The sequence below is a fragment of the Anaerobiospirillum sp. NML120448 genome, from assembly GCF_023050945.1.
Lineage (GTDB): Bacteria > Pseudomonadota > Gammaproteobacteria > Enterobacterales > Succinivibrionaceae > Anaerobiospirillum.
The window spans coordinates 15526-33477 of record NZ_JALKIM010000038.1; the positions used below are offsets into that span (position 1 = coordinate 15526).

The 17952-nt window shown below is 39.7% G+C and carries 9 protein-coding genes; 7 read left to right on the forward strand and 2 right to left on the reverse strand.

The window, feature by feature from the left end; all coding sequences use genetic code 11:
- Window positions 1–20 precede the first annotated feature (20 nt).
- Window positions 21–1478 (forward strand): potassium transporter TrkG, encoded by a 1458-nt coding sequence (locus MXE38_RS07570; RefSeq protein ID WP_246913643.1) that lies wholly within the window; start codon window positions 21–23, stop codon window positions 1476–1478.
- A gap of 252 nt (window positions 1479–1730) precedes the next feature.
- On the opposite strand, the gene MXE38_RS07575 is transcribed toward MXE38_RS07570, so the two are convergent.
- Window positions 1731–3761: an exoribonuclease II gene (locus MXE38_RS07575; RefSeq protein WP_246913644.1), complete on the reverse strand. Its 2031-nt coding sequence runs from the start codon at window positions 3759–3761 to the stop codon at window positions 1731–1733.
- A gap of 343 nt (window positions 3762–4104) precedes the next feature.
- Here MXE38_RS07575 and menA point away from each other — a divergent pair, with 343 nt between their 5' ends.
- Entirely contained in the window at window positions 4105–5043 is a 939-nt protein-coding gene (gene menA, locus MXE38_RS07580) for a 1,4-dihydroxy-2-naphthoate octaprenyltransferase (RefSeq protein ID WP_246913645.1), read from the forward strand.
- A 191-nt stretch (window positions 5044–5234) separates the two neighbouring features.
- Here menA and prlC read toward each other — a convergent pair whose 3' ends face one another.
- Window positions 5235–7295 carry an oligopeptidase A gene (gene prlC, locus MXE38_RS07585; protein WP_246913646.1) on the reverse strand — a complete coding sequence of 687 codons (2061 nt, stop codon included), beginning with the start codon at window positions 7293–7295 and terminating at the stop codon, window positions 5235–5237.
- A 552-nt stretch (window positions 7296–7847) separates the two neighbouring features.
- On the opposite strand from prlC, the gene MXE38_RS07590 reads away from it, so the two are divergent.
- The 5 genes from MXE38_RS07590 to MXE38_RS07610 form a co-directional block, all read left to right on the forward strand.
- Entirely contained in the window at window positions 7848–9776 is a 1929-nt protein-coding gene (locus tag MXE38_RS07590; RefSeq protein WP_246913647.1) for an aminopeptidase P family protein, read from the forward strand.
- 56 nt (window positions 9777–9832) lie between these two features.
- A complete protein-coding gene (pssA, locus tag MXE38_RS07595) occupies window positions 9833–11212 on the forward strand; it encodes a CDP-diacylglycerol--serine O-phosphatidyltransferase (RefSeq protein ID WP_246913648.1) in 1380 nt (459 codons plus the stop codon).
- A gap of 349 nt (window positions 11213–11561) precedes the next feature.
- The gene (locus MXE38_RS07600; RefSeq protein WP_246913650.1) at window positions 11562–12758 is read left to right on the forward strand and encodes an MFS transporter; all 1197 of its coding nucleotides are present in this window, start codon (window positions 11562–11564) and stop codon (window positions 12756–12758) included.
- A 123-nt stretch (window positions 12759–12881) separates the two neighbouring features.
- Complete coding sequence (locus MXE38_RS07605; RefSeq protein ID WP_246913652.1) at window positions 12882–15050, forward strand: ATP-dependent DNA helicase RecG; 2169 nt, start codon at window positions 12882–12884, stop codon at window positions 15048–15050.
- A 21-nt stretch (window positions 15051–15071) separates the two neighbouring features.
- A partial coding sequence (locus MXE38_RS07610) for a hypothetical protein (protein WP_246913655.1) occupies window positions 15072–17952 on the forward strand: 2881 nt, incomplete at its 3' end.

A 17952-nucleotide genomic window follows, 5' to 3' on the forward strand; every position in this document is an offset into this window, starting at 1 on the left:
ATTTTTAAAGCAACACTTTTATGGTTATTAATCTTTACGCAGTTTCTAAGCTATTAGGCCCATCCTTAATTGGTATGGCGTTCATAGGCTTGATCCCTACGGTCTATGCCTTATTTACTAACACTGAGGGAGCCTCTAGCTTTGTGGTCATGATTGTTATTGCCTTTAGTGCAGGCAAAATCCTATCATGGCTTGGCAAAAAAGCAGGCCAATATGTAGTTACTATTAGAGAGCTATTTTTATTTACAGCCTCTTTATGGGTAGCCATTACTTTAATTAGTGCTATTCCTATTTATGTGCTCTTACCTGATGTAGATTATGCAGGAGCTATTTTTGAATCAGCCTCAGGCTTATCCACCACTGGTGCCACTGCCATTAATCACTTAGATGATAGGCCAGCTGCTATTTTGCTATGGCGCTCTATGTTACAGCTAATGGGAGGTATCGGCTTCGTGGTGATCGCTGTAGCCGTGTTACCACAAGTGGCTATGGGCGGTATGAATATTTTCAAAACTGAGTCTACCTATTTTGAAAATAGCAATAAATTCACACCTCACATGAAAACCATGTCTTTGGCTATTTTAGGCTGGTATTTAGTCACCTTTGTACTATGTACTATTGCCTTTATTATTGGTGGCCTCGACTTTTTTATGGCTATTAATGCAGCAGCCTGTACTGTAGCTACTGGAGGCATGATGCCTACGGATGCCTCCATGAATGGCATGTCTAACTTTGTCCATTACAGCGCTATTGTATTTATGTTTTTATCTAGCTGTCCTTTTACTGTGATTATTGCAGGCATCAGCGGCAATATTTCCAAGTTATTTAGCGATCAACAAGTTAAATACTATTTTCTTTTTACCCTCTTTATGTCCCTTATGGTGACAGCTACTTTATATTTCAAAAATGAATATGACTTAGAAAGGGCCTTTAGAGTAGCAACTTTTAATGTAGTTTCCGTTCTTTCTACCTCAGGCTTTGCGCTGGAGGACTTTACTTTATGGAATCCTATCGCTACCTTACTGTTCTTAATCTTGCTACCTTTAGGCGGATGCTCTGGATCAACCTCTGGAGGCATTAAGATTTTCCGTTTATGCGTGTTTGCATCCTTATTCCGCACTCAGATGATTAAAAGTATTCATCCTCATAGAGTAATTTACCCACGCTTTAATGGTCTCCCTATCGATGCTGCTACTATTCACAGCATTATGACCTTCTTTGCTGTTTATATTGTATGTGCGCTTATTTCTAGCCTAACAGCTACAGCCTTAGGCCTTAATATTACTGATGCCATTACCGCAACTATTACTTGTTTATCCAACGTCGGCCCAGCTATGGGCCCTCAGCTTAGTCCAAGCGATAACTTTGCTAATCTAGACGGCAGTCTGCATATTCTCTTTGCTTTTGACATGATCTTAGGCCGTTTAGAGATTATTCCCGTACTCTTATGTCTCACCCGCATTTTCTGGCGAGCTTAGAGAATGTTGGCCTCGTCAAACCAGCCTCTGGCCAAAATTTGGCCAGATCAGGTCTAGCCAGGCTAGGCCTGCTAAGCATTACGTCGCAAGGCTTGGAGTGAGGATAAGCTATTCTTGGATAGGAGAGATACAAAAAAAGGGCCGTAAGGCCCTTTTTTGTATTTTAACGCTCTTGCGCTAGGCTAGGCTGTAGCACCGCTAGCAGCACTGCCTGCGCTAACAGCGCTGGCGGTGCTAGCAGTGCTAGCTGCGCTAGCGACGCTGCTGCTGTTGCTGCTGACGGCTAGCTAAAAGCTCATCTACATTAGCTAGCTCCATACCTAAAGGTAAAGCTACAGGAGCACCCACGATAGAGCGATTGATCTTATCAATATTTACGATGCGAACTTTAATGGCATCACCTAATTTCAAGGCTACCTCACCCTTAAAGCGAATAACACCTAAGTTGTTATCAAACTCAACATCATCACGGTTAGCACAGAATAAGCTCATTGGGATAAAGATAAAGGCACCATTATCCACTAAGCAAACCCTTAGACCGCCACGGACAATATCAAATACCTCACCGTTAAATTCAGTCTTCTTTTCAATATCAGGACTTAAGTAATCAGCGTATAACCAATCACGAACTGAGCGCTCAGCCATACGATTGGTACGACGGGCTAAGTTCATCACCATTAAGGTATTCTCATCAGGCATTCTTGGATGCTCTTGATCGCAGATTACTGACTTGATTAAACGATGGTTAATCATGTCTCCGTACTTACGAATAGGAGAGGTCCAGGTAGCATAATTCTCCACGCCTAAAGCATAGTGAGGGCCTGGATTAATCATCATTTGAGAGTACTCTTGGTGCTTACGCATCATATTGTCTAAATAAGTCTCAGGTAGAGAATTAGCGTAGCGACGAGCAGCACAGAAACCACTAATAGTCTTTAATTGTTCTTCAGTGGTAGTAAAACCATTATTAGCTAATAACTCTACTACATCACCTAACTCCTCTGTAACAAAGCCAGTATGAGTATTGAAAATACCAGTATTGAGGTGCTGAGCTAAGAAATTACCGCAAGCTACGTTAGCAGCAATCATACACTCTTCAACAATTTGATTAGCAATACGACGGTAATTAACTTCAATATGATCTAAAGCGCCGCTTTCAGTAAGCACAAACTCATAATCAGGACGAGTTCTAAAAGAAGCAAGCTCGTTAGAGCGGTAGTTATCACGAACCTTAGTAAGCTCAACTAAATCAGCTAAGACCTTCTTAATAGTGTCATTAGGATTGAAGTTGGTAGTATCACCCTTCTCTAAATAATCAGAGACATAGTTGTAAATAAGCTTACCTTGAGACTTAATCATGGCTAATTTGAAAATAGTCTCATTAGTATCAATGGTACCGTCATTTAGTACACGGATAATACCAACTAAGGTTGGTCTAGCCTCATCTTGACGTAAAGAGCATAGATTATCAGCAAGCTCTCGTGGCAACATTGGAATATTTCTGCCAGGTAAGTAGATAGAGAAAGCACGCTGTGAGGCTTCTTTATCTAAATCGGAATTTTCATCAATGTAACCAGTAGGATCAGCAATTGCTACATAAAGCTTAAAGCCTTGCTCATCACGCTCAATATATAAAGCATCATCCATATCCTCAGTCTTTTCGCTATCAATAGTAACGAAAGGTAAGGAGCTTAAATCCTCACGTGGGAATGATTCCTCTAAGAACTTAAACTCTGAGGTTGATTTTGGAGACTCACAAGGAAGGTCTAAAGATTTTAAGCTTACTATCCATGGGGTAGTTGGATCATCCTTAGAGGTAATAGACTCAAGAATACTTGCTCTAAAGAACTTATCTTTAAGAGCATGCTGCTTGAGGGTACACATAACCCAGTCACCCTCATTGAGCTTAGCACTCTTGTCACTACGCTCATCATCAGCTACGAAGATTTGCTTAATAGTTGGATTATCTGGAGTAATAGATAACTTGTTATTATTAAAGCAAACACGACCCACAAAATGATCTTTTAAGGCACTCTCAACTAAAGTTTCAGGAGCCGCCTGACTCTTATTGCGCTCCTTGTCCTCGGTGATAACAGCAATGACACGATCACCACTAATGACATTTTTCATTGCTTGAGGAGCAATAAAATAACTGTTTTTTTCGTTAGGTACCTCAAGGAAACCATAGCCACGCTCAGTTCCTCTAACCACACCTTCTTTTTTAACTTTTTCTGCATCAAAGCCTTGCTTTAAGGCCTGAAGCGCAGGATTATCAAAAAGCATATTCGCCCCTCAATTGCAAGTCTATCTTTAACTGTCCTAGCTTATTATATTAAGCTACGACTATGGTAGCTTTAAGCTCCTAATACCAAAGCCCACCTTCAACTTGCATTGCCAATAGTGATGAGTTATCGATATTTATGGCCCGAATTATACAAGATATATGGCCTTTTTAAGGTATTTTTCTGTTAATTTAACTAAAAATTCTACTATTTATTTGCCTATTTAACCCAAGTTACTACCATTCCCCATATAGCTTGCCCTATGTCAGTAGATCGCTATTAGTGCTAAAATAAGGGAATTTTGCAGGCTGTTAGGCCTCTTGCAATATACAAGGAAAATATCAATGATCAAAGATTGGATTAAAGAGGCTCGCCCCCAAACTTTACTTTTAGGAGCCACTAATTGCGCTGTTGGTTGCGGTTTAGGTTTCTATTATGGTGCTGTTAACGCCTACAATATTGCAGCTGCCTTCTTAATTATAGTAACTGGCATGTTGCTTCAGATTTTATCTAACTTAGCCAATGACTACGGTGATGCCTTTAAAGGAGCCGATGGTGCTAATCGTTTAGGCCCAATTAGAGGTGTAATGACTGGTGCTATTAGTCTTAATGGCTTAAAGCGCTTTATGGCCATAGTTACTATCTTACTATCAGTAACAGGCCTTAGTGCTGTTTATATGACCTTAGGCAATGATGCTCATGCTTTTGCTTGGTTTGCCTTCTTAGGTGTGATCTCAATTTTAGCTGCTATTTTATATACTTTAGGTGTGTCCTATGGTTATCGTGGCTTAGGTGACGTAAGTGTATTCTTATTCTTTGGTGTGCTTGCGGTCATTGGCCCTCAGATTATGCTAACCAACGCCTCAGGTAGTGGCTTTGAAATTTATCCTGATGCCATCATGTTATGTTTTAGCGTGGGTGCAGGCTCTGTAATGGTATTACACACAGCTAACATGAGAGATATTGCTGAGGATACTTTAAATGGTAAAAGAACTTTAGCCGTGCGCCTAGGCTATCGTTTAGCATCTTTTTACCATGCTTTCTTATTTATTTGTGTGGTTATCAGCTCTTTCTTAGCTTGCTTTGTTTCTCATAAAGGCTGGGAAATTAGCATTTTAGCTCTCTCTTTAATTCCTTTAGCTACCTCAACTTATCGCACCATTGTTAACGTAAATGATGGTACTAAGGTAGCACAAGAGCTTAAATATACTTTAATTGGCTGTGCTATCCACCATTTTGCTTGGTTAATAGTGTTATTCGTTGATTTCTGGGTTTATTACTAACCCCAATACCAACTCCCAAAGGCCTGCCAATGGGCAGCCCAATTGGCTTGCCCTTGGGGCAAGCCCTCTGGCTGCCATATGGAGGGCAAACCAATTGGTTTGCCAATTGGTTGGTAAGCTGGGAGAATTGCCAGCAAAAAGGCAGGCCCTTGGGCCTGCCTTTTTTAATTTTTAGGTTGTAAATTGATATCTTATTCTTGGCTAATGCCGCTTTGCTTTAATAAAGCATCTACCTGAGGCTTGCGGCCACGGAAAGAAACAAAGCCCTTCATAGGATCACTAGCACCACCACAAGCAAGGATATAGTCCTTAAAGTCCTCGCCTGCTTTAGGGTCAAAAATGCCATCTTCCTCAAAACGACCAAAAGCGTCAGCAGCTAAGACCTCAGCCCACTTATAGCTATAGTAGCCAGCGCTATAGCCGCCTGCAAAAATATGGCTAAAGCTATCTGGGAAGCGAGCATTTTCATATTGAGGCACTACCGCAACTAAGTCTTTAACCTCATTTAAGATCTCATAAACACGAGCACCTTTTTGTGCTTGGTACTCAAGGTGTAATCTAAAATCAAATAAGGCAAACTCAAGCTGTCTTAACATAGCCATAGCAGACTCAAAATTCTTAGCACGAATTAAGGCCTCTAACTTATCTTTTGGCAATGGCTCACCAGTCTTTTCATGAGCAGATAAGAAGTTTAATACCTCCTCTTGCCAAGCGTAGTTTTCCATAAATTGGCTAGGTAACTCTACGGCGTCCCAAGGTACACCATTAATACCAGAGACATCAGCAATATCAATGCGAGTTAGTAATTGATTGAGGCCATGACCAAATTCGTGGAATAAAGTAACTACCTCATCATGGGTTAACAGACTCTCCTTGCCATTCATTGGAGGAGTAAAGTTGCACACTAAATAAGCTACAGGCAACTGTAAAGAACCATCAGAGCGATAACGGCGGCTCATGCACTCATCCATCCAGGCACCACCACGCTTACCTTCTCTGGCAAAAAGATCCATATAGAAGGTACCCATCTTGGAGCCAAAGCGATCATAAATGTCATAGCAATTGACATCTTTATGCCATACATCAACACCAAAACGAGGACGGAAAGAAACATTAAAGAGGCGCTGAGCACACTCAAATAAACCAGCTACTACCTTGCTGACACCAAAATAAGGTCTTAGCTCTTGAGGATCATAAGAGTACTTGCTTTGGCAAAGCTTTTGGGAATAAAAAGCTACATCCCAAGGCTCAAGCTCACCCTCTAAACCTTGCTCGTGAGCAAAGTCTTTAAGCTCTTGAACTTCTTTTTGACCCTGAGCTTTAGACTTTTTAGCTAAATCTACTAAAAAGTCGATTACATCCTTAGGATCATGGGCCATCTTAGTGGCTAAAGATAAATGGGCATAGCTGTCATAACCTAAGAGCTGAGCCTCTTCTGCACGTAAAGCCATGATCTTTTCAATGTTGTCTTGATTGTCCCATTGCTTAGCATTTGGGCCCTGATCTGAGGCTCTAGTAACGTAAGCAATATAAAGCTCTTTACGTAACTCACGGTCTTCTACATAGGTCATAAAAGGCAGATAAGATGGGATGTCTAAAGTAAAGACCATGCCCTCTAAATTACGCTTTTTAGCCTCAGCTTGAGCTTGCTTTTGTTGTGGTAGTGGCAAGCCTTTTACTTTATCAGCATCGCTAATATGTAAAGTAAAGCCCTGAGTAGCATCTAATACATTGTTAGCAAAGTTTGACTGTAATTGAGAAAGCTCTGCTGAAATTTCAGCAAAACGCTTTTGCTTATCCTCTGGTAAATCAATACCGCTTAATCTAAAGTCACGTAAAGAATTTTCAATAGACTTCTTTTGTGCAGTAGTTAATAAAGAAAAAGCATCAGAGCGACTGATTTTCTTTAATACCTCGCATAGAGGCTTATATTGGCCAACAAAGGTTGAATACTCGGCCATTAAAGGTAGGCACTCATCGTGAGCCTTACGGAGCTCTTCAGTATTACAAACGCCATTTAAATGGGACACCACTGACCAAATTTTAGAAAGCTTATCATCAGCCTCCTCAATAGGAGCCATGACATTATCCCAAGTTGGGTCATTTTCGTGGATTTTTACCACAGACTTGATGACCTCTACACTGTTATCAATAGCACTTTTTACCGCATCTAATACATGCTCAGGCTTTACTAAAGAAAAGTTTGGAAGGCCCTGTAAACTAAGTAACGGATTGGAAACAAGTTCGCTCATCAAAAACCTCAGATCAAAAATGATATTGTCCAGATGTACTAAATTACCCACATAAAAAGCAGAAAACTACATCTTAATTCCCTTTTAGACTAACACTAAAAACTTAGCAACAATGCATCTTATGCCAAAATAGTGAGAATTACCTCACTATTTTCACCTCAAAACTATTCCATTCGTTAGCAATCAACAGGCTTATTTATAGCTTTTGAGCTTTATTTCATAGATACATAGAAGCGCACATTTGCGCTCTATCATATAAAAGCTATAATATTGAGCCCTATTACTTAAAAATTAACTAAACTATAAGCTATATCCCAAGACTGATTGGAACTTAATTTCATTAGCTTAAGTCTAAATTGGATATAAGGTCTTTTGCCTAAAGTCTGTAATTAATCACTACTTGCTTGATATGACCAAGCAAAATAATTTCTTAACACTGTTGAGCAAAAGCTATCCTGGATTTAATTAAAAGAGACATTAATATAGCTCTTAAGCACGATCGCCATAGTTGATTATTGATTTGAGGCGACAACTACAAGGGTCTTTTTGTTTATGACTGAAACTATTCAAGATGAATCTTTAGATTTGCTTACAGCCCTAAAGGAAAAAATTAGCGAGTATGAGCTTGATGCTCTTTTAATTCCTCATGATGATGAGTACTTATCAGGCGATCTCACTCCTGACTGTGAGCGTATTGCAACTTTGACTAACTTTACTGGCTCTGCTGGTTTTGTATGTGTAACTGTTAGCCAAAAAGAAGAGTTTCCGATCCAAGTTAGCAGCCAAAAAGATGAACATCAGTTGTTAACTATTGACCACCCTCAAGCTGTATTTGTTGATGGCCGCTATACTGTTCAAGTTAAAGAGCAAGTTGATGATGATGTTTATAATACTTTCAACTTTTCAGAAGTTTCCCCTTGTGATTATTTAATAGCGCTCTTACCTAAAAAAGCTAAAGTGGGCGTTGATTTACGCTGCGTTAGCTATCAATACTATCAAAGACTACAAAAGGAACTTGAGCTCTCAGGCATTGAGTTAGTAGCTTTAGAGGAAAATTTGTTTGACCAGGTATGGAAAGACAGACCAAGCCCTGTATGTGCTCCTATTGAAATTTATCCTGATGAGTTTAATGGCTGCCCAAGTCTACAAAAGAGACAAAATCTAGCCAAGGCCTTACGTGATCGTGGCTTAGATGCCACTATTATTTCTCGCCCTGAGACTGTGTGCTGGTTTTTAAATATCCGTGGCCGTGATCGTGAGTTCTTACCTGTATTAAATTGTCGCTTAGTAGCCTATGCTAATGAGGCTGTAGAGTGGTATTTAAACCTTGAACACTTAACCGATGAAATCCAAGCCAACCTTGAGGATCACGTAGGTCATATTGACATCTTCCCTGAGGCAGGTTTTGATGATGTTTTAGAGCGTTTAAGTCACTCTAATTGTAAGGTGCACGTTGACTCTCAGAGCACTAATGCCCATATTTTCCAAGTATTAGAAAGTAAAGGTGCTCAAGTAGTTGAGGGTTTAGGCTTATGTGAGTTAGCTAAAGCCTGTAAGAATCCTAATGAGCTAGCAGGTGAACATAAGGCCCATTTAAAAGATGGCGTGGCTATGTGCCGTTTCTTAGCTTGGCTTGATGATATTACTAAAGCTGACAACCTTACTGATTTAGAGGCCTATCAAAGAAGAACTGAGGACTTAGATGAGGCAGTATTAGCCGAGAAAGCTGAATACTTTAGAAAGATTGAAGGCGACTATATTGAGCCATCCTTTGCCACCATTTCAGCTTTAGGCCCTAATGCTGCTATGTGTCACTACAACCATGCTGAGGTGGCCCTACCACGTAAATTTGGCAAAGATCCTTTGTATTTAATTGATTCTGGTTCCCAATACTTAGAGGGCACCACTGACATTACTCGTACTATCTTAGTAGGCCCAAATTTAACTGATGAAATGATGCTCAAGTACACCTTGGTACTTAAGGCTCATATTGCTTTGGCCTCTACCATTTTCCCTCGTGGTACCTGCGGTATGCAGCTTGATGCTATTGCCCGTCGTCCTTTATGGGAGCATGGTCTTGATTATGAACACGGCACAGGCCATGGCGTAGGCCATTTGCTAGCTGTTCATGAGGGCCCTCAAAATATCTCAACTAAGAGCTCTACCGTACCGCTTGAGGTCGGCATGGTAACCTCCATTGAGCCTGGTTACTATGAGGCTGATGAGTATGGCATTAGACTTGAGAACCTTTATGAGGTTTGCCAATGTCGAGAGCCTGGATGTCAGCATATGTTGTGCTTTGAGCCACTAACCTTAGTACCATTTGATACTAGACTTATCATTAGAGAAATGCTCTCTCCTAGTGAGCGTAGCTGGCTTAACGATTACCATCAGAATGTATTAAGCATTATTAAAAATACTGCTACTACCATGTCTGATTTAGAAGTTAGCTTCTTAACCGAAGCTACTGCGGCTATTTAAACTTACTTAAAGCCTAAAATTATGGTTTTAGGCTTTATCTTTATTGAAGAATTACCATGCTTTGGTTTAAAAATAGTTTACCTAATGCTCTGTATAGTCAAACGCGACTCCAGCAAGCTCCACAAATTGCGGTCAAAGCTAGCGACTACAGCATATTAGAGCGCCCAAGTAACTTTCATAAACGTCTTTTAGAGCTCATTGCGCAGGCTAAAGAGCGCATTATGATGACTATGCTCTATTTGAATGACGACGAAGCGGGCAATGAAATCATGCAAGCCTTATATGAGGCTCAAAAAAAGAATCCGCAGCTTTATATTAGAGTTTATGTGGACTTTCATCGTGCCTGCCGTGGCTTGATTGGTGGCAAGGGCGATCAACCTACTAATGCCCAAATGTATGCTCGTTATGCCCATCAGGCTGATCATGCACCAGCAATTTATGGTGTACCTGTTAAAAGACGAGAGCTTTTTGGTGTGATGCACTTAAAGGGCTTTGTTTTTGATGATATTGTGTTCTACACAGGCGCTAGCGTTAACAATGTGTATTTAAATTACAATAATGCTAAATACCGTTTAGATCGCTATCATGAAATTCACTCTAAAGAGCTAGCCGACACTCTGTGCCAATATACCACTGAGTCTTTCCATCAAAATTTTGCTGTTCAAGACTTTTCAAGTAATGCTATCAAGCCTGCTAAAGATATTAAGGTTGATATTAAGGCTCTCCAGCGTAGTCTTACTACCAGCCAATACTCTTTTAAAGGCTGTAAAAAGCTCAAAGAGGATGAGATCGGCATTACTCCTATTGCAGGTTTGGGCAAGCGTAATAATTTGCTCAATAAGTCGATACTATGGGCTATTGCCTCAGCTCGTAAGAGTGTCTTTATTTGTACTCCTTATTTTAATCCTCCTAAGAATTTACAAGAGCACTTAGAGATGGCTATTGAGCGAGGAGTAGAGGTAACTTTAGTAGTTGGTGATAAGGTAGCCAACGACTTTTATATTGATCCTGCTAAGGAATTTTCTAGCATTGGTGCTATTCCTTACGTATATGAGCAAAACCTGATTGACCTTATCAATCGTCATCAGAAATATATTGATGAGGGCAAGCTTAATATTTACTTATGGAGAGATGGTGTTAATACCTACCATCTTAAGGGTTTATTTATTGACCGTCATTTAGCTATTGTTACAGGCAATAATTTAAACCCTCGTGCTTGGGCTCTGGATTTAGAAAATGGTCTTTTTATCCAAGATCCAAACCATTTGCTCCAAGAAAAGTTTATGCATGAAAAGCAGTATATACTGCGTCACACCACTAAGGTGAGTTCCTCACAAGATCTTGAGCGCTTTGAGGATTACCCTGAACAGGTGCAAAAAATCTTAAAGAAGGTGCGCCGCTTACGAGCCTCTTTCATTCTCAAAAAGCTTCTCTAAATTAAAAACCCTCATCTTTCTTACCAGCTAGATGAGGGTTTATTCTTGTGCTCAGTACCAATTAAGATTAAATATCAAGTCAGTTCGTTTATGTCATTTCTAGTGCTAGTCTGTTAGTTAATTACATTGACTAAGCCCAATCTTGATCTAGCACCAAGAATATCTTTTGCTACTATTCTTAATTTCCAAATTTGTATTTGTAATTGCATTAAGGGCTATCCCCTCCCTTAATCTTAAATAATCACTTAGTTTTCTTGTTTTAGCGCTGGTTCATTGCCACTAACTGACCACAAAAAACCTATCAGGTCAGCACTAATACAAAAACTCTTAATAATAAGAGGCTCTTATTATGTCGTGGCCCCTCAAACTAACAATTTATGCTATTTGCATTTACTTTACCTCAGCAAGCTACACCATGTGTATACCTTTCTTGCCTGTTTATTTATTAGAACTGGGCGCGCCTAAGGAAAGTATTGAATTATGGACAGCCTTAGTCTTCTCGTCCTGCTTTTTAATTGCGGGCATTATGGCACCTGTGTGGGGAAAGATTTCTGATATTAAAGGCAAGAAGTCTATGGCCATGCGCTCTGCCTTGCTCTTGTGTGTCAGCTACTCTTGTGGCGGTATTGTTACAGCACCTATTCAGCTTTTAGGTATGCGTATTATCCAAGGATTTGCCAATGGCTATTTGCCTGTAGTTTTATCCATGGTTTCCTCCCAAAGTCCTAAAGAAAAGTTAGCCACTTCCCTTAGTATTATTCAATCATCCCAATTAGTAGGAACAGTAAGTGGCCCTTTAATTGGAGGACTGTTAGCTGATGTCTATGGCTATCGTGCCTCTTTTATTATTTCAGGTATCTTCTTAGCCATTGTCGTAGTAATCACTTATCTCACTCCAGAGAGCAAAAATACTGATGAAATTACCACTACCAAAACCAGTATTTTCCAAGATTTAAAGCATTGCTTTATTACTCGTGATATTTTTGAGCTTTTATTGTTGTTCTTTATTTTACAAATAGCCATGTTAGCCACTAATCCTTTAATGGCGCTTTATGTATATGAGCTCTTAGGTAGTTTTGACAATATTGGCTTTTATGCAGGCCTAGCTTGCTCTATTCCACCTTTAGTAGGAGCCTTTTTCTCTCCTTTATGGGGTATGTTTGGCCAAAAGAAAGGCTACTACAAAGTAATGTCCTTAACCTTCTTGGGATCAGGTATTTTTACTCTATTACAAGGCAGTGCCAGCAACTACTATAGTTTGCTCATTTACTCTGGTGTCTTAGGTCTCTTTATTGTTGGCATTATGCCCTCACTTACTGCCTCTTTAACTGTAGCTACCAGCAGTGATTTTAGAGGACGTGCCTTTGGTGCTTTAACTATGGCTGGCCAGTTTGGCGCTATGTTTGGCCCATTTTTAGGAGCAGCGGTAAGTAAAAACTACTCCATTTCATATCAGTTTTACTTATCAGGCCTCATCTTAATAGCTTTAAGTATGTTTCTTTCCTATCGTATCTATCAAAAGCGTAATGACAAACTCACAACCTAAAAAGAATCATGGCTAAATGCCATATAGTTCCCATTTCTTTGTCTTGCCTTAAGGCTTATCTTATTCGTTAAAATGCTATAATTAAGCCATCAAAAGATTAATTTAATAAGTGATGAGGAAGTCATGGCAGGACAAGATGAACCATTTCTTGCTACGCCTTTGTCTTGCATGAGTGGCGTAGCAACACAAACTTTAAGTAAGTTAGACAAGTTAAACCTTCATAACCTTAACGATTTGTTATTCAATATTCCTTTTCGTTATGAAGATCGCACTTACATTAGCTCTGCTCACAACCTACCTCAAGAGCAGACTAACTCCTTGTTTTTGCTTACCATATCTTCATTGCCTAAATTTAAAACTAAGCTTACTGAATTTACTACTCATGATCATGAGGGTACCCAAGTAAAATTAGCTTTTTTTAATATGACTAAATACCAGTTACAACTGCTTCCTGTAGGTACAGTCATATTAGCTTGGGGCAATATGCGCTTTGATACTTATGGCCCTGTACCAAAGCCTGTTTTGTTTCACCCTAACTTCCATATAGTAGAGGATAATGAACTCTCATTACCTACTAGACTCTCTCCTATTTACCACTTAACTCGTGGACTTAGCATCGATAAAATGAGAGAGCTTGTTAGCAGCGCCTTAAAAGTACTATCAGTGCACCCATTAGATGAATTAGTACCACCAAGGCTCAATCCCTACCATATGGACATTAGCACAGCTTTATTGCTCTGCCATAACCCTCCTGTTAGAGAAGATCATGGTGTTGTCCACTTGGAGGCTTTACCAAGCTTTCAACGTATTTGTTATGAAGAGCTCATAGCTTACAAACTTTGTATTTTAGAGTTAAAAGCCCGTCAATGGAGTAAGGCAGCGCCCGCCCTTGAATATAGTAAGGAAAGTCATGATCAACTCTTAAAGACCCTACCTTTTGAGCCTACTAATGCTCAAAAGCGTGTTTACCAAGAGATTATGCAAGACTGCTTAGTCAATAAAGCCATGAATCGCTTAGTACATGGTGATGTAGGCTCAGGTAAAACCTTAGTGGCGGCTATGGTTATGGAGCAATTTGCTCACAATGGCTATCAATGTGCCATGCTAGCGCCTACTGAACTGCTAGCCAAACAACATCATAGGAAAATTAGTGAGTTGTTTGCTCCTTTAGGTTATGAGGTAGTGCTAGTTACTGGCAGCTTAAAGAAGGCTGAACGTACTGAGGTCTTTAACAAAGCTAAAACAGGCTCAGCTAAAATCTTTGTTGGCACTCATGCTCTTTTCCAAAAAGATTTAATGTATCAAAACTTAGCCTTGAGCATTGTAGACGAGCAACATCGCTTTGGTGTTGACCAAAGAGAGGCCCTGTTAGATAAAGCCCCTCAAGGAAGTGCAGCTCACGAATTATTAATGACTGCTACCCCTATTCCTCGTTCTTTACAATTAGCTTTATTTGCTGATACCGATGTTTCTACCATCGATGAATTACCTAAAGGACGTACCCCTATTAAAACCTCATTGATCTCCCAAGATCGTATCGATGAGGTGGCCCAGCGCCTAAGACATCATTGTCAGAATGGTAATCAGGCTTATTGGGTTTGCCCTTTAGTAGAGGATAATGAACTACTTAAGGCAACCTCAGCTAAAGAGCGCTTCCAATACTTAAGTAACAACTTGCCTGAGTTAAAAATTGGATTGCTCCATGCGCAAATGAGTGATAAAGAAAAAAATTCCACTATGGAAGACTTTATCAAAGGAGACATTAATATCCTGGTAGCGACCACCATTGTTGAGGTAGGCGTAGATGTACCAAACGCTAGTGTAATTGTAATTGAGAGTGCTAATCAGCTAGGTTTAGCTCAATTACACCAATTACGAGGACGTGTAGGCCGTGGCTCTAAAGAGTCATATTGTTTATTAATCTATAATACCTACTCAGAACCTAGTGTTAATAAGCAAGAGGAAGATAGAAGACAAAGAGCTCGTCAACGTTTAGAGATCATGCGTAGCACCACTAATGGATTTGAAATTGCCAACCAAGATTTGCAAATGCGTGGTCCAGGCGAGTTCTTTGGTACTAATCAAGCAGGTAAAGAGAATTTCCGTTTTGCTGATTTAAATCGTGATTATGACTTAATCACTAATGCCGATAATGCGGCTAAAGATATTTTTGCTAATGATATGCTCACTGCTCATAATTTGATTTTACGATGGTTTCCTAAAGTTTTGGATGTTGATAATGGCAAACTATCATATGCAATGGAGCAAGTAGTCAACAAAGTAATTAGCTAATTACTAGTAATGGATTGAAATATGGTCGGTCTTTACCATAAAAGACGAGCCTCACGCTCCTCTTCAAGTAAATTATTACGTTTCTTTATACGCCTATCCTTTATTTTGGGCGTTTTTATCGTAGTAGGCTTTACCCTAACTGCGCTCTTTTTTAATGGCTCTCAGGTAAAGGGCCCATTATCTATTTACTTAAGCTCAAAGTTTAATATGGAAGTAAGCATAGGAGATGCTGAATTTTCTCCTATCTATCCTGATGTTATCAAACTCTATAACGTTACCTTTGGCAAATCTAAAATTGGAGAGCTCTACGTTGAGTACGATCTCAGATCAGCTATGGGCAGCGATGAGCTTAGAATTACAGATCTTTATTTAAATAAAATTAATATTGATCCTAACGATCTGTTAACAGTTGCTAATTCCAAATTAGGCTTTAACTCTATTAGAGCCCAAACAGCCAGATTCTACGGCACACCTTTACGTACCACCTTTTTAAATGCTCCTAGCGCTACTGTTCGTCTTGAGAATGTTACTTATAGCGCTCAAGAGGGACTAACTTTTCGCTCTGGAGCTTTAAGTACTGGTAAGGCTCGTTTATTTAACGACGAAGTAAAAAGCTTTAATATTGAATTTACCCATAATGATAAAGGTATTGCTATCAATAACTTTAGTGCAGGTATTTTAGGTGGTACCGTTACTGGTCATGGCACCTACAATATCATCAGCAATGAGCATAACTCCTTATCTGATGGTGATATACCTAGCTCTAATACGCCTCCTATCAGTGCTGAGATTTCTTTAGATGAGCTCAACCTATCAAAAGTCATTATTAATCAAGGATTGCGTGCCCCAAAAAATGTTAAGTTAAGTGCTCGTAAGACTAATTTAACTGACGTTATTTTTACCAATAATATCTTAGGTAACCAATCTGAGGGCAAAAAGCCATCTGAGCAGTCAAAGTTATTTGCCAAACCTAACTCTAAGAGTACACCAGCTCCTATCACTCCTGAGGAGTCTGAATCCCAATACCTAAGCTATATTATGCAGGGTATTAATGGCACTATTGATGACCTCTATATTGACCATGACGACATCGAAGGTATGTTTGAAGGCCATATAGACGAGATTTCTTTCCCTAATCTGCAAACAACTTTTGAAAACAATAATGCCATTGCCAGTTTTGAAAACAACAAGATGGAGTTTGACTTAAAAGGCAATCTCTATGAGGGTACCTTTAATAGCATTGGTAGTTTAGATTTAACTAAAAAGCGCCTTAGCGTTACTGAATTGCGCATGAGTAAGAATAAACTGGCACTTAATAGACCACGTTTAGACTTTATTAAAAAGCAATTTTCTGATCATAGCTTGTTCATTAAGAATGCTAAGTTTAACCAATTAGAGTTCTTGTCCTATATCAATAGCTTGCCTTTGTCTATTCAATCTATTTCAGGCACAGCTAACAATATCTTTGTGCATCCTACTGTGCTTAAAGATTTAGAGACCAAAATCTCTCAAGCTCAAAACAATAAAACACCTAAACACAAGCATAACCAGAACAATATCCCAGATGAGGTCGATAACTTTTATAAGATATTGTCCTATTTAACTTTGGACGATAAGGCTATTGCTGAGTCTAAAGAGGAAAGTCTTAACTTAAGTAAACACAAGTTTATGATTAATCCTGATATTTATAGTGATAGTCAGGATAATCGTAATGTCATTAAAGATAATAGCCCATCAAGTTTGAACCTCAATCTGATAAACATGCTCTACTCAAATCTTTTAATGTCTGATACTAAGGTCAATTTAAAGCTTGATAAAAACGGCCTGGCCATTGATGTGCCTAAAATGCGCTTTAAAGAGTCTTCTTTAAGTGCTCAAGCCTATCTTGCTTTACAAGAAAAGTTGCCAAGCAAGTTTACTCTTAAAGCTAAAGACTTTGAGAGCGCTGATCTCAACTCCAATTTGATAGGTCATATGTTAACTGGCAAGATCAATTTAGACTTAGATATTGAAAGTACTTGTGTAGATAAGATCAATAATATTCGCAGCTTGCTCTCTCATAGTGATGGCAATATCTCTTTGAACTCATCAGCTATGTTAATTGCAGACTTTGGTCTTGATCTTATTAATGGAGGAAACTCCGATAGTTATAAGCTATCAACTACCGAGTTACTTAGCGCCATTCAAGGCAGCGTAGCTGGTATTAATAATCTTAAGGCCCAAGCTCAAATTGTTAATGGCGAAGTTAATATTAATAGCACAGCCTCTTTAGTAACCTCTAATCTAAGTTTAAATAGTAAAGTAAACATTAATGAAGATAGCATCTCAGGACGTGCTTATTTGATTAGTCGCTCTAAAGATAGCTCTACTCAAGTAACCATATCTGGCAACATGGACGACCCTATCTTTAATATTAAAGCTTTACGTCGAGGAGAAAAGCGCCCAGGTCTTTACCTGCCGCAATACCAAAACACTGCCGTAGCTAAAGAACAAACCGATGCTGCCTCAGTACTCAAAGGCAAAATAGCCGCACCCGCAACTCCAACAGCAGCAGCTAGCGCTGCTGCCGCTGGCGCTGCTGTTGAGAGCAAGCAGGAGCAAGAAGCCCCTGCAAAGCCTGAGGGGGCGGAAAAGCCTGAAAGCTCAGCTAATAGCGATAGCAAGTCTAGTGAGGCTATGAGCGCTGCTGTTGAGAGCAAGCAGGAGCAAGAAGCCCCTGCAAAGCCTGAGGTGGCGGAAAAGCCTGAAAGCTCAGCTAATAGCGATAGCAAGTCCAGTGAGGCTATGAGCGCTGCTGTTGAGAGCAAGCAGGAGCAAGAAGCCCCTGCAAAGCCTGAGGTGGCGGAAAAGCCTGAAAGCTCAGCTAATAGCGATAGCAAGTCCAGTGAGGCTATGAGCGCTG